This is a genomic window from Vibrio sp. MEBiC08052 (assembly GCF_001506075.1).
Classification (GTDB): domain Bacteria; phylum Pseudomonadota; class Gammaproteobacteria; order Enterobacterales; family Vibrionaceae; genus Vibrio.
This window is the reverse complement of sequence record NZ_KQ947475.1, coordinates 1080626-1094958: the sequence shown is the minus strand read 5'-3', so window position 1 is coordinate 1094958 and position 14333 is coordinate 1080626. Positions and strand designations below refer to the sequence as shown.

General features: G+C 50.4%; 12 protein-coding genes. 2 read left to right on the top strand and 10 right to left on the bottom strand.

The window, feature by feature from the left end:
* Positions 1 to 22 precede the first annotated feature (22 nt).
* Positions 23 to 1711: a ShlB/FhaC/HecB family hemolysin secretion/activation protein gene (locus VRK_RS04960; RefSeq protein ID WP_059120357.1), complete on the bottom strand. Its 1689-nt coding sequence runs from the start codon at positions 1709 to 1711 to the stop codon at positions 23 to 25.
* A gap of 464 nt (positions 1712 to 2175) precedes the next feature.
* Here VRK_RS04960 and yfbR point away from each other — a divergent pair, with 464 nt between their 5' ends.
* On the top strand, positions 2176 to 2775 hold the full coding sequence (gene yfbR / locus VRK_RS04955; RefSeq protein WP_059120356.1) for a 5'-deoxynucleotidase: 600 nt from the start codon (positions 2176 to 2178) through the stop codon (positions 2773 to 2775).
* 134 nt (positions 2776 to 2909) lie between these two features.
* On the opposite strand, the gene VRK_RS04950 is transcribed toward yfbR, so the two are convergent.
* From VRK_RS04950 to hutC, 5 genes are all read right to left on the bottom strand, one after another.
* Positions 2910 to 4925 carry a urocanate hydratase gene (locus tag VRK_RS04950; protein ID WP_197413054.1) on the bottom strand — a complete coding sequence of 672 codons (2016 nt, stop codon included), beginning with the start codon at positions 4923 to 4925 and terminating at the stop codon, positions 2910 to 2912.
* Positions 4926 to 4944: 19 nt separating this feature from the next.
* Entirely contained in the window at positions 4945 to 5775 is an 831-nt protein-coding gene (hutG, locus tag VRK_RS04945) for an N-formylglutamate deformylase (RefSeq protein ID WP_157371853.1), read from the bottom strand.
* Positions 5759 to 6991 carry an imidazolonepropionase gene (hutI, locus tag VRK_RS04940; RefSeq protein WP_059122653.1) on the bottom strand — a complete coding sequence of 411 codons (1233 nt, stop codon included), beginning with the start codon at positions 6989 to 6991 and terminating at the stop codon, positions 5759 to 5761. Before hutI ends, hutG begins: the two co-directional genes overlap by 17 nt.
* Entirely contained in the window at positions 6984 to 8534 is a 1551-nt protein-coding gene (gene hutH, locus VRK_RS04935) for a histidine ammonia-lyase (protein ID WP_059120355.1), read from the bottom strand. Before hutH ends, hutI begins: the two co-directional genes overlap by 8 nt.
* A gap of 245 nt (positions 8535 to 8779) precedes the next feature.
* Complete coding sequence (hutC, locus tag VRK_RS04930) at positions 8780 to 9637, bottom strand: histidine utilization repressor (RefSeq protein WP_231735739.1); 858 nt, start codon at positions 9635 to 9637, stop codon at positions 8780 to 8782.
* Between the two features lie 90 nt (positions 9638 to 9727).
* Between hutC and VRK_RS04925 the strand changes: the two genes are divergently transcribed.
* Entirely contained in the window at positions 9728 to 11155 is a 1428-nt protein-coding gene (locus VRK_RS04925) for a formimidoylglutamate deiminase (protein WP_059120354.1), read from the top strand.
* A 324-nt stretch (positions 11156 to 11479) separates the two neighbouring features.
* Here VRK_RS04925 and VRK_RS04920 read toward each other — a convergent pair whose 3' ends face one another.
* From VRK_RS04920 to VRK_RS04905, 4 genes are read right to left on the bottom strand one after another with little or no spacing between them, the layout of a single operon-like run.
* Entirely contained in the window at positions 11480 to 12004 is a 525-nt protein-coding gene (locus VRK_RS04920; RefSeq protein ID WP_443083411.1) for a DUF3833 domain-containing protein, read from the bottom strand.
* Positions 12001 to 12564, bottom strand: a complete 564-nt coding sequence (locus tag VRK_RS04915; RefSeq protein ID WP_197413053.1) for a chalcone isomerase family protein — start codon at positions 12562 to 12564, stop codon at positions 12001 to 12003. Before VRK_RS04915 ends, VRK_RS04920 begins: the two co-directional genes overlap by 4 nt.
* Complete coding sequence (locus VRK_RS04910) at positions 12500 to 13042, bottom strand: DUF2878 domain-containing protein (RefSeq protein WP_231735738.1); 543 nt, start codon at positions 13040 to 13042, stop codon at positions 12500 to 12502. Before VRK_RS04910 ends, VRK_RS04915 begins: the two co-directional genes overlap by 65 nt.
* Entirely contained in the window at positions 13039 to 14310 is a 1272-nt protein-coding gene (locus VRK_RS04905) for an SAM-dependent methyltransferase (protein WP_059120352.1), read from the bottom strand. The genes VRK_RS04910 and VRK_RS04905 overlap by 4 nt, the downstream gene beginning before the upstream one ends.
* Positions 14311 to 14333: the final 23 nt, after the last annotated feature.

The window sequence follows — 14333 nt, the reverse complement described above, 5'->3', positions numbered from 1 at the left end:
TTTTTCATCCCTTCACTGCTGATTAAATTGCAATATTCAAACGGTAATTGACGATGTAGTGATCCGCATCCAGCGCACCGGGAGAATCCAGTGGCACACCGATAGCAAGACTGCTGCTGACCCGGCGGCTGCGGGTCTGGATCCCGAGACTGCTGCCCATCAGCGATCCGCGCTCCAGCTCATCATTTTTATCCCGGACAATCGACCCGGTATCCACGGCCCACTGGGCGCTGATCTGACCGATATACGGGAGTGTGCCGAGCGGATAACTGAGATCATTGCGCCAGTAGTACCCTTGATCACCGCTGATCGAGACATCTTTAAACCCGCGCACCGAATACTCACCACCGATACTGACGCGCTGGCTGCCGTAGAGCGTGTCGTTACTCCACTGGGCAAACAGGGTACTGGTCAACATCAGGCCGGACTGAAACGGCTGGGTATAACTGGCGGTGAGTGTCCCTTTACGGAACTGCGCTTTGGGAAACCCCGGTTGATTGCGCTCCCCGCCGAACAGGTCTGAGCCCAGAGTCAGCCGCGGTGACACGCTCATAAAACCCGAGCCAAGCCGGGCGCTGTAATCCAGCCCGACATAAGCCGAGGACAGATTACGTGAGCTGGAAATGATGAGGCTGTCCATCAGATAGTTTTTTTCGCGGCGGTGACTGAGCCCGACCGTGACAAAAGACTTACTTTCCGCATCGCGTACCAGCAGCCGTTTCAGGGTTACATCATGGCTGTTGGTTTTACCCGAAGTGCCGAACACAAACCCATTGCTGACAAAACCACTTTCATAATGGCTGTAGGTGGTGCGGTAATTGGTATTCCAGCGTCCGTAGGGAACGTCCAGACTCAGGCTCAGACTTTCCGAAGCATGACCGGTCGGCGGATCAAGGCTCCGGCTGCCGGATACAGACCACTGATCGAGTGCATCGATAATATTTTCAGCATTGAGGGCGTAGCGAAATTGGGTTTCACCCGTTGATTTCTGACCGGAGTTTTCAACACCGACAGAGGTATTCCCCCAAAATCGCGTGTCACTCTGAATATCAACAATACTGTATCCCTGCTTGGTACCCGGTCTGATTTTAATTTGGGCATTATAGCGGGACAGGCGGTTTATTTGGTCGAGGCCTTGCTCGATTTCACGCAGGTTAAATAAATGATCAATTAACCCCGGAAAAGCATTATTCAGAAACCCTTCCACCCGACCATTAAATTTCAGCGCTTCCAGTTTACCTTCGAGAATAATAATTTTTAATTGACCGCTGCTGAGATCCTGAGGGACTAAATAAGCCCGCGAGGTGACATATCCGGCCCCGATATATTCATTAGTAATCACGCGCAGGTATTCATTAATTTGTGGCAGTCCCTGACAACCCGGTTTGAAGTCAATCCACGCCAATAATTGCTGATCAGAAAATACCGTATTACCAGAAAAAACAATCTGTTGTACAGGGAAACACTGCTTGGTCTGCGTGGTCTCAGGCACCGGTAACGTCGGCAGCGCATTGAGTTGCTGCACGGATTTTTTCGCCTGCTCGATCTCTTGTAAACGCTCCCGCTGCTCCTGCTCAATACTCGCCTGCGTCGCAGGAGAAATAGCAACATTGCCATTATTGCTATAGGCAGTAAAAGAAACAAAATAAATACAACAAGCAAGGAATAAATATTGAGACAGCACAAATTGCTGAAAATTACGTCTTCGCATTCAGGGAACAACCTAGCATGAATATAATCCCGACAAGGGAGATTCTTATTATTTTTTATTGGCAACGGATTTTAGGTTACAAAAAAATCAATAGCAATATCGTTCTCAATATTGATACATTATTTTTTATAAAAAAATTTGTTTTTTATCCGCGATCAATATTTAGAAATATAAACAATTCAACCAATTTCATATTAATAACTAATAAAAGATTAGCGAACAATCAAAATGACACAAATAAGACCTCATCAGCTTATTGTTATTTCCTGATTCATTTTTCTTACACTTTTTTCACAAAGTCTTTTCTGCTTTCCTACCTTTTTATTTCACCTCCTGTTCATTCAACAGGTTTGATGCCATATATTTGATGAAACACAGTGAGACGTACCTCACTCAAATCATGTACCATGACCTATATGCGATGTTCTCATCGAGAGTATAACCGAGTGGTAAAGGATAATTCTGTGAAGAAAAAACAAAGCACATTTATGGCATGGGTGACACGCATGCCGCTGATCAAACGTTGGGCACTGATGCATTGCTTTCAGGAAGAGAATGTCTCGGAACACTCACATCAGGTGGCCGTAATCGCGCATCTGCTGACCGTGATTAAAAATAAACGCTTCGGCGGTAACCTGAACCCGGAAAGAGCGGCAGTGATTGCGATTTATCATGAAATATCAGAAACCAAGCTGCAGGATATCAACTCCAAAACCAAGTACCACAGCCCGGAATTTACCGCGGCCTTTAAAAAATTAGAGGATATTGCCGAGCAGGAATGTCTGGATACTCTGCCGGAAGATCTGCGTGACGAGTTCACCGGTCTGCTGGTACAAAAACATGTCGATGCCGAGTATAAAACCATTGTTAAAGCCGCCGATATTCTGGCTGCCTATATCAAGACCTTGAATGAGTTACGCTTTCACAATGATGAGTTTGTGCATGTTAAAGAAGGGCTAGACGGGACGATTGAGAAACTGACCGCCACCATGCCCGAAGTCGCGGTGTTTATGGATGTGTTCTGCGAAAGCTGTACCACCACTTTCGATAAAATTTCAGGGTGAATCCTCGCTTATTGCACCGGTTGGGTCACTGCGATCAACAAGCGCCGCAATTGCGGCGCTTGTGATTAGATCTAAGATTCGTGGCTCTCAATATTACGATCTCAGCGGCTGGGTGCCCTGCTGTTATTTCACGACTATGATTTCACCACGGCATTCAACAGCGCGTCATCGGCTTGCTCCGGAATGGTCACTTTAAGCCGCGGTTCAAGCGCCATTGCCCGTTGAATGGCAAACATCGCCCCTTCATTTCTGGCCCAGCTGCGCCGCGAAATCCCATTGTTGACATCCCAGTGGAGCATCGATTTCAGTCGGGTATCACATGCCTCAGAACCGTCTAAGACCATGCCGAAACCGCCATTGATCACTTCCCCCCAACCGACGCCACCACCATTATGGATGCTGACCCACGTTGCACCGCGGAACGCATCACCGATAACATTGTGAATCGCCATATCGGCGGTAAACCGCGATCCGTCATAAATATTGGACGTTTCCCGATACGGTGAGTCGGTGCCGGACACATCATGATGATCGCGTCCGAGAATCACCGGCGCAGAGATTTTGCCGCTGTTAACCGCCTGATTGAAAGCCGCTGCAATACGCATCCGCCCTTCGGCATCGGCATATAAAATCCGCGCTTGTGAGCCGACAACGAGATTGTTCTGTTCTGCCTGCCGAATCCATGACAGATTATCGGCAATCTGCTGACGAATCTCTGCCGGCGCCTGTTGATGCATGTCTTCCAGAATCTCGGCGGCAATCTGATCGGTGATCGCCAAGTCGTGCGGATCCGATGATGAACATACCCAGCGGAAAGGCCCGAAGCCGTAATCAAAGCACATTGGCCCCATAATATCTTCCACATAAGAGGGGTACTTAAATGAACCATCGGCCTTGAGAATATCAGCCCCTGCCCGACTTGCTTCCAACAGAAATGCATTGCCATAGTCAAAGAAATACATCCCTTTGGCGGTTAACTGATTAATCGCCGCCACATGGCGCTTCAAGGTTGCCTGTACCGCCGCGCGGAACTGTTCCGGCTCGTTGGCCATCATGGCGTTGGATTGTTCAAAGCTATAACCGACCGGATAATACCCCCCCGCCCATGGATTGTGCAGTGAGGTCTGGTCTGAACCTAAATCGATGTGGATATCTTCTGCGGCCAGTCGTTCCCACAGGTCAACAATATTGCCCAGATAGGCCAGAGAAACCGGTCGATTATCGATTTGCGCCTGCTTGATCCGTGCGATCAGTGCGTCGAGCTCAGGGTGAACTTCATCGACCCATCCCTGTTCGTGGCGTTTATAGGCGGCTTTGGGATTAATTTCAGCCACCACGCCGATGGTTTGCGCAATCACCGCCGCCTTGGGTTGCGCGCCACTCATGCCACCCAGCCCGGAGGTAACAAACAGCGGTAACTTGCTTGGGTCCCGGTCGCGTTTCAGCCGCACCGCATTCATCACCGTAATCGTCGTGCCATGCACAATACCTTGCGGACCGATATACATAAACGAACCTGCCGTCATCTGACCGTATTGCGTCACCCCTAATGCATTAAATTTTTCCCAGTCATCCGGTTTTGAATAGTTGGGAATCATCATGCCGTTGGTCACCACCACCCGCGGTGCATCGGGATGTGACGGATACAGCCCCATCGGATGACCGGAATAGAGCACCAGTGTCTGTTCATCGGTCATTTCCGCGAGATATTTCATGGTGAGACGATACTGTGCCCAGTTGGAGAACACCGCGCCATTACCACCATAGGTAATCAGTTCCTGCGGGTGCTGCGCCACCGCTTCGTCAAGGTTATTACTGAGCATCAGCATAATCGCGGCAGCCTGCTTTGACTGATGCGGAAACGCATCAATCGAGCGCGCGGTGATGGGATAATCCGGCATCAGACGATACATATAAATCCGGCCATAGGTCTCCAGCTCTTCGTAAAACTCCGGTGCTAATTCCGCATGATGCCGTTGTTCGAAATAGCGCAGCGCATTTCTGACCGCGAGGATTTTCTCTTCCCGGCTCAGAATCGCTTTTCTTTTCGGTGCATGACTGAGGTTCTCATTGCGTTCGCGCTTGGGCGGCAGGATATCCGGAATCCCGGCTAAGATCTTGGCTTTAAATGTCATATCATTGTCCTTCATGTGTTCCCTGCTTCAATCTTTATTGTGCTTCATCCGAGGGATGACCATGCGCCAACAGTGATTGAATCAACTGTTGCAGAACGGGACGAACCCGTTGCAGTTTCGTCGGATCCAGTTGATAGTCTGATGCAATTGTCTGAGTCTCATCGGCGAGGTAAGTAGCTTGAGAAAGCTCCAGTTGCAGCGCATGAATTTGCGCCGAGGGCTGGCCGTAATGGCGGGTGATGTATCCCCCTTTGAACCGCCCGTTGCATACATGGCTATACGGACTTTGCTCAACCAGTTTAGCCACCTGATTCAGTAAGATCGGAGAGCAGGCAAGCCCGGCATTGTTCCCAAGGTTGAAATCCGGCAGCGTACCGTCAAACAACATCGGCACCCGGGCAGCAATACTGTGCGCATCAAACAGGATCGCGTAACCATGTCGCTCCCGAATCTGTGCGAGCGTTGCCGTGATTTTTTGATGATAAGGCTGCCAGACTTCTGCTTTGATCCGGGCTTGAGTCACTTCATCAAAGCCAGCCCCCTCGACAAACACCGGGTTACCAGAGAATAAGATGTCAGGAAACAGGCCTGTGGTTTTACTGGTATATAGTGGCTGGTCATCAATCGGACGATTGAGATCGACCACATAACGAGAATAGTGAGCTTGAATGACACTGACATCCATCGCTGCTAAAAAATCATACAGTTCAGGTAAGTACCAGTCGGTATCCGGCAGCGCCTGAGCCTCAGGGGTCAGTTGATTTGCCATGCCCGGCAGTAGCGCAGTCCCACAGTGGGGCATACTGACCAACAGCGGGCTCTGCCCCTGACGAAAATGAAATGGTTGCTCAATGGGTATCGACATGACTGTTCTCTCCCTTTTTAACGCGTGTTTTCAACAGGTCACCGCCTAGCCAGTAACTGAGTTCTCCGGGGCTTGCCACATCCCAGCAGACAAAATCGGCGACCTTGCCGACACTCAGTTGTCCGTGAGTTTCAGTTAATCCCAAAGCACGTGCGGCATGGATGGTGGTTGCGGCCAAAGCTTCTTCCGGGGTCAGGCCAAACAGCGTACAAGCCATATTCATCATCAGGCGCAGTGAAAGCACCGGTGATGTGCCGGGATTAATATCGGTGGCAACCGCCATCGGCACCTGATAGCGACGCAGCAAATCCACGGGAGGACGCTGAGTTTCTTTCAAGGTGAAATAGGCCCCCGGTAACAGCACCGCAACAGTACCGGACTCACGCATCGCAGCGACATCCCCTTCCGTCATAAACTCCAGATGATCCGCAGACAGTGCCTGAAAACGCGCCGCCAGAGTTGCTCCCCCCTGCGACGACAACTGCTCTGCATGGAGCTTCACCGGTATCCCGAAAGCGTGAGCGGTTTGAAAATAGCGTTCCACCTGCTCAGGACTGAATGCAATGGTTTCACAAAATGCATCCACTGCATCTGCCAGACCACGTTGCGCAATTTCCGGCAATAATTCATCACACAGATAATCGATATAAGCATCGGTACACCCCTGATATTCGGGTGGCACGGCATGAGCGGCCAGGCAGGTGGTACAAATATCAACCGGATAGTGTTCCGCCAGTTGTCGTGCGACTTCCAGCATCTTCACTTCGTGTTCGGTCGAGAGGCCGTAACCGGATTTAATTTCCAGCGTCGTTACCCCATCGCGCATCAGAGATTTCAGCCGTCGAGATGCAGAAATAAACAACTGTTCCGGGGTCGCTTGACGAGTGGCGAGCACCGACGCTGCAATGCCGCCGCCGCTCTGAGCAATCGCCTGATAACTGACCCCGTTGAGCCGCTGTTCAAACTCATGAGCGCGATTACCACCGAAAACCAAATGGGTGTGACAATCAACTAAGCCGGGCGTGACCCATCCGCCATGGAGGTGGTGTTCTTGCGCGGCATGATAGGCAGGTAAATCACCTTGAGGGCCAATCCATGCAATTCGCCCGTCCCGGACGCCAATCGCAGCATTTTCGATAGCACTATATTGACCATTCACCATGGTCGCGGCATGAAAACCGTACCATAGTGAATCAAAATTCAGCGGTTTATTCATGATGATCACTTGTGACACTCGGGAGTAAACCGGCGGGCATCAATTCATTATGTGCCGCTTCTGCTAACAGACCGTTAGCTTTCTCGATATCTGCCGCGAAATAGCGATCTTTATCGTAGAACGGTACGCGGGCACGAAGATCAGCGCGGGCTTGCTCCAGTCGTTCCGTTGATTTCAACGGAGCGCGGAAGTCCAGCCCCTGCACCGCTGCCAGTATTTCAACAGCAAGAATACCGCGGGTATTTTCCGCCATATCTTTGAGCCGTCGTGCAGCAAAGGTTGCCATAGAAACATGATCTTCCTGATTGGCCGAGGTTGGCAGGCTATCGACCGATGCCGGATGAGCAAAAGTTTTATTTTCACTGGCAAGTGCCGCCGAAGTGACTTGCGCAATCATAAAGCCGGAGTTAACACCGCCGTTTTCGACCAAAAATGGCGGCAGCTTACTCAGATGACTATCGATGAGCAGCGCCATCCGTCGTTCTGACAGGCTGCCGATTTCAGCAATGGCAAGTGCCAGATTATCCGCCGCAAATGCCACCGGTTCGGCATGAAAATTCCCTCCGGAGACAATATCCCCCTGCTCAGCAAATACCAGCGGGTTATCCGATACCGCGTTTGCCTCAACCAGCAACGTACTCGCGGCGTGGCGGATCTGCGTTAAGCAGGCCCCCATCACCTGAGGCTGACAGCGCAGTGAGTATGGGTCTTGCACTTTTTCACAATTGGCATGTGATTCACCCAGTTCACTTTGCTCCGTCAGCAGGTGCCGGTAGGCCGCTGCCGCATCCATCTGGCCTTGATGGCCGCGCACGGCATGAATCCGCTCATCGAACGGACGCCGGCTACCCAGTGCGGCTTCCACAGACAACGCACCACAAACCATGGCCGAGGCATAGAGATCTTCCGCCGCAAACAGCCCCTCAAGCGCAAATGCAGTGGATGCTTGTGTTCCGTTCAGTAACGCAAGCCCTTCTTTGGGCGCTAATTTGATCGGTTCCATTCCTGCAATCGCCAATGCAGCCTGACCGGAAATTACCTCACCTTTATAACGCGCCTGTCCTTCACCGAGCAGCACCGCACTCATATGGGCAAGCGGGGCCAAATCACCCGATGCACCGACCGAGCCTTTTTGCGGGACACACGGATAAATTTCTTTGTTAATAAGGGTGATCATCGCTTCAATCACACTCAGGCGAATGCCGGAATAGCCGCGAGCAAGGCTGTTGACTTTGAGTACCATCATCAGGCGAACGGTGGCGTCCTGCATGAACTCCCCGATCCCGGCCGCATGAGACAACACAATGCTGCGCTGCAATTCATCTAAATCTTCAGCGGCAATCCGGGTATTGGCCAATAAACCAAATCCGGTATTAATTCCGTAAACCGCTTGGTCTTCGACGATCACTCGATTGACCACCTCGGTACTGGCATCAATCGCGGCAATAGCCTGTCCGTCGAGTGAAATTTTGACCGGCTCCCGGCTGATTTGTCGTAACTCACTGAGCGTGAGCTTTCCGGGGTGTAAGGTTAATTCGGGCATGAGCTTCTGTTCTCCATCACGTACGCTTTCAGTCTGACGCCTATGCGGCTCATCATGACATTACATGTCTATACAAGCTAACCAAACAATAAAAGTAAACCATCATCTGCGCAAGTTTTTCTTTACAAGAGTCATCACAAAAAGCACATAAAAAAAGCAAGGGGGGCTTCCCTTGCTTAGATCAATAAACCAATCACCAACAGACAGTTAAATCCTACACACCTGTCAAAAGCTGCTCAGTTTTACTATTGCTCGAAGTGACCGAATAACTGGAACCTCGACCCCGGAGAAATCAGACGGGCATTGGTGACCAGTTGTTCCCGACACCATGTGCGACGCTTGATCTGTAAGCATGGTTCTGAGGGGTCAATTTGCAGTAAGGCGCATTCTGCCGGAGAAGCAAGCACCGCCTCGACCAAGTGTTCACCTTCGGTCATCGGGGCCACTTTCATCAAATAATGGTAAGCGCCATTGTGCTGAAAATCCTGCTGATCATAATCCGGGGCAAGCTCCGCATTGACCACGCGATACTCGATTTGAATCGGCAGATCATTCTCGAAGTGAAGAATCGTGGCACGAAAAATCCGATGATTGGTGCGCACACCAAGGTTCATCGCTTCTTCCATGGTCGCCTTCGCCAATGTGATTTCAATCAGCTCGGCATGATGACGGTGACCGCGACTGGCGATTTCATCAGCAATATTGTGTACCTCAAACAGCGCTGAATGGGATTTTTTTCTTGCAACAAAGGTACCGACCCCCTGCTGACGAAGCAAAACCCCTTCATCGGTCAGTTCCCGCAGCGCACGGTTAACCGTCATGCGACTGACATTCAAAGCTTTGACCATCTCTGACTCAGACGGGACTCGCTGATCCGGTTGCCATTCTCCGGTATCAATCTGACGACAAATCGCTTGTTTCACTTTGGCATAGATAGGGCCGGGAGCGTCATCAATCAGTTGCGACAAGTGGTACATCATCTGGGTGGTTGAGTTTTCCATCGATTTACAGCTATCCACTGGCAGTATAAAGACCGGATTATAGCGGAAAAATGAACCACTTAACAGGACAGGCATAGACAATAACATAACTTGTATAGACAAGATAAATTCTGCTAGACTCCCGATCATCGGTAACGAGGACACACGCGCACAGTAGCGAGCGATCAGTAACCAGTAACAAGGACAGACGCGATGACAAGCCAGCAAGGAACTCCACAAAGAAACCAATCAAACAGCACTTTTCTGTTTGCTGAGCTGGCATGGCTCCCGACCGGCTGGCAGCATAATGTGCTGTTTGAGATTGTTGAGGGTCACTTTGCTCAGGTCACGACCAATACCACACCAGTAGATGGCGCGCAGCATCTGCAAGGCCCGGTGCTGCCGACTCTGGCCAATGTGCATTCCCACGCCTTTCAGCGTGTCATGGCAGGCATGGCAGAAGTCAGCCTCAACCCAGATGACAGCTTCTGGAGCTGGCGTGATTTAATGTACAAAATCGTCGGGCGGCTCTCCCCGCAACAAGTTCACGTCATCGCCACACAGTTATATATTGATATGCTCAAAGCCGGTTATACTCAGGTTGGTGAATTCCACTACCTTCATCACGACCCGTCCGGTCAACCTTACCGCGATCCCGCTGAAATGGCCCACCAGCTCCTGAATGCAGCAGATCGCTCGGGGATCGGCATGACTCTGCTGCCAGCCCTGTATAGCTATGCTGGTTTTGGGGGACAGGCACCCAATCAAGGACAGGCGCGCTTCATCCATTCATCAGACAGTTATCTACAACTGCAACAACAGCTTGCCAGTGAACTGAAGAGGGCTGAGTTTTCGGGGACACACGCCCATAGCTGCCATCGGCTGGGGATCTGCTTTCATTCTTTACGAGCCGTGAATCAACAGCAGATCCAAGAGGTACTGGCAGCCCTTGACCACGGACAGCCCATCCACATTCACATCGCGGAGCAGCAAAAGGAAGTCACCGATTGCCTGAACTGGAGCCAACAACGGCCAGTCGAGTGGCTGCACAATCATATCGGTTTCAATGAACACTGGTGCCTGATTCATGCCACCCATCTCAGCCATAACGAGATTCAGATGATCGCTGACAGTGGTGCCGTAGTTGGTTTATGTCCGACCACTGAAGCCAATCTGGGTGATGGTATTTTCCCCGGGGTAGAATTTACTCAGGCTGGCGGTCAGTGGAGTATCGGTTCAGATAGTCATGTCTGTTTGTCTGCCACTGAGGAGTTACGCCTGCTGGAATATAGCCAGCGGCTGAGTGACCAACAACGCAATCGTCTCTACAGCCAGTCACAAAATCATGTTGGCGATCACCTCTATACCCAGGCATTAGACGGTGGTAATCAAGCTTGCGGAATTCAATTAGGGCTCTCTGTCGGATGCCGGGCTGACTTGATGGTGCTGGATGCGACACATCCCCTATTGATGGCAAGTCAGACACCAGACCTCATCAACCGCTGGTTATTTGCCTGTCATGACAACCTGATTAAAGACGTGTTTGTCGCGGGAAAACAGTGCATTGCAGACGGTCACCACGCATTAGAAGACCACAGCCGCCGCGAATTTGCCGAGATCATTAAACAGGTGATTGTTTAAAATTATGAGGAAAAATTACGGGGACACACGCCTTAAGATAAAAAGGATAGAGGACACACACCCAGATAAGGAGGACAGACATCGTTATTTCACCGTCAATCGTTGGCGCTTCCTTACGAGGACACACGCGCGAAAATTATGCTTACGAGTGCTTACGAGGACACACCGAAATTAGCGGGGACACACCGAAATTAGCGGGACAGGCACCTTCATTGATTGATAATTAAGTGAGATTAAGGAGGACACACGCCAAAAATCGTAGCACTAACACGTTATCTTGGCGTGGGATTGAATCCATCACTCATGTGATTTTCCGAAGCAAGGTTACTTTGCAAAAAACAGTGTAATACGTCCGACTTCCAAGCCGAACTTGCGAATACTGGTGACATTAAACAGGTGTTTTTCGTCCTGACGGAACAGCCAATCATCGAAGGACACCGTGATTTCACTGTCGTCTGTCTTAAGCAAAAAATCGTACTGCCACTGTAACGCATTCCCCATTTCCTGCCCTGTCGCGACACCAATGATATCGTCAGCTCGCCCTTCATAATGTCCGTCGGCACTGCGGGTAATCGTCCAGATGCGCTGATTTTTTTCACCGTCGTGAAAGACAAAATCTTCCACTAAAGTCAGCGTCTCACTGGTGACTGTCCCTTTAATTTTGACCTCAAAGCGGCGCGTCTGTTTACCACTGTAATCCTGTACCATGCCCCATGCATGGGTCTCGCCCTGAAAATAGCCAAACAGATCAAAAGCGGGTTGGCTGGCCTGATACTCTTTTAAGTCGGCTGAACAACCGACAATAAGCACTAACATCACCAGCGACAAAACTTTCAGCATATGTCTCATGGTTTCATTCCTATTAATTGATTGCGAAGTTTCGGATACTCAGCATTCGGTGACAGCCAAATCGACAAAAATGCATCATTCAGCTGTTTATTCTCGACTTTGCCGAGCAGACGTTGCTGCCCTTGCAGGGGAAAGTAATACAGCTGCCCTGAACGACCATCGGTGACATATGCCAGACGCACCCCCGTTTTAACACTGGGCATCATCTCGGCCAACACCGTTAGCCACGCGTCCGATTGCGCCGTGTCATACCCCAGCCTCTCCCACTGCGCTTGGGTTTCCTCAAGCAATTCTTTGCTACTGATATCACGTAAATACCGAAGCTCTAATGCCAAGGGATGCGGTGCGACATCCCGTTGTACTTGTTCGTAGTGACCATCCGGTGTACGCAGCTGTGATGAATAAATATCAAACCACAACCAAGATAACGTTGCCTGACCGACAATCGGCCAGTCGGTCCACGGTTTGGATGACGTCCCCTGAATCTCTGTCCCGTTAGCGGTGGCGGTCCAGAGGATCGCGATCAGAGAGAGTGTCGCGGTTAAATGTGGCGTTTGCATTCCTAAATACCTTCATCAGTAACAGAGACAATCCGAACCATTCCCAAAACAGGACACACACCGCTCCTAAAACAGGCCATTCAAAGTGTACGGCACCAAACCGATAGCCCGCCCAGTAACTCAGTGCCCCACCGAATGCCGTTGCGCTAAAAATCAGTAAAGGTGGTAAGTGGCTGACGGCCGGTATGGCAAAGCTGGCGAACCAAGCAAAGGCAAACCACAACCCGATCAGCCAGATCGGCAGATAGGGCGTGGGAAAGGCAAATAATCCGAGATATAGATTGATGTAATCCAATGTGATACCGATAGCTGCCACAGCAATGATGCGGCTGAGAACCAACGGATAGCGTAATGCAGTGTACGCCATCGTGACGGTTACCAATCCAATCGTGACCCACTGCAAACGCGCCTGTCCCAATACGGCGAGTAGCCAAATCGCTTCAAACCATAGTGAAACCAGCAGGAAACGGCGCATCATTGTCCCCGTTGTAAAGTCATATGGATGGTGCTGATAGTGCGCGCTTTGAAACCGCCTTCGCAGTAACACAGATAGTAACGCCACATGCGGACAAAACGTTCGTCATATCCCAGTGACTTCACTTTATCTAGTGATGCTTCAAAGCGGCAACGCCAGTCAGCCAGCGTCCGTGCGTAGTCGAGCCCCAGATCAAACACATCGCGAACAACAAAATCGGTGTGACGCGTCGCCATTTGGGTCAGCACGGTGATGGAAGGTAAAAAGCCACCGGGGAAAATATATTTCTGAATAAAATCAACGTTATTACTGTAATCATCGAAGCGTTGATCGACAATGGTAATCGCCTGAATCGCCATCAAGCCACCGGGTTTAAGCAGCGACTGACACTTTGCGATATAAGACGGCAGATAGGATTTCCCCACCGCTTCAATCATCTCAATCGACACGAGCTTATCAAACTGCCCCTCAAGCAAGCGGTAGTCTTGTTTGAGTAAGGTAATCTGCGCACCGAGTCCCAAGCGCTCAATTTCTGCCTGCGCATACGTGTACTGCTGTTCGGAAATCGTGGTGGTGGTGACTCGGCACCCATAATGCTGCGCCATATAAATCGCCATTGCGCCCCACCCGGTACCGATTTCAATCACATGGTCATTAGCGGTCAGTTGTAATTGCTGACACAACCGATCCATTTTCTGTATTTGGGCCTGCTCCAGTGAATCATTGGTATTGAGATAAAGAGCGCTCGAGTACAGCATCCGTTGGTCGAGAAACGTCTGATACAGGTCATTGCCTAAATCGTAGTGCGCTTCAATGTTCTGCTTGGCACGCCCAATCGAGTTTCGTTTCAGCCAATGGCCGACTTTGTGCATCGTCCGGACGAAAATGCTGCTTTGCGCTTCCAATTGATCCAGTGCGTTTAAATTCCGCGCCATCAGTTCAGTTACAGCGGTCAGGTTCGGACTGTCCCACCAACCGTCCATATATGCTTCCGCTGCCGCAATACTGCCACCTTTCAGAACGCAGGCATAAAACTCGGGATGATTCACTCGAATATGAGCCTGTGGCTGATCGTCATGTGCAAACCCAAACTGTTCCACACTGTTCTGCTGTGGTATAGCAGCAGAAATACGCGCCTGTCCTGCAAAATTTTCTTCTAATGTCAGGCTGCCGATTTTTATCAGACGTAGGGATTTCAGCACCATGGTCCGAGCACCTTGCTGCCACAATTTAAGTGATTTAGGCATCTCTAATGAAGGCGAATTGAACATTGCGCGTTCTCCTAACTATTTTT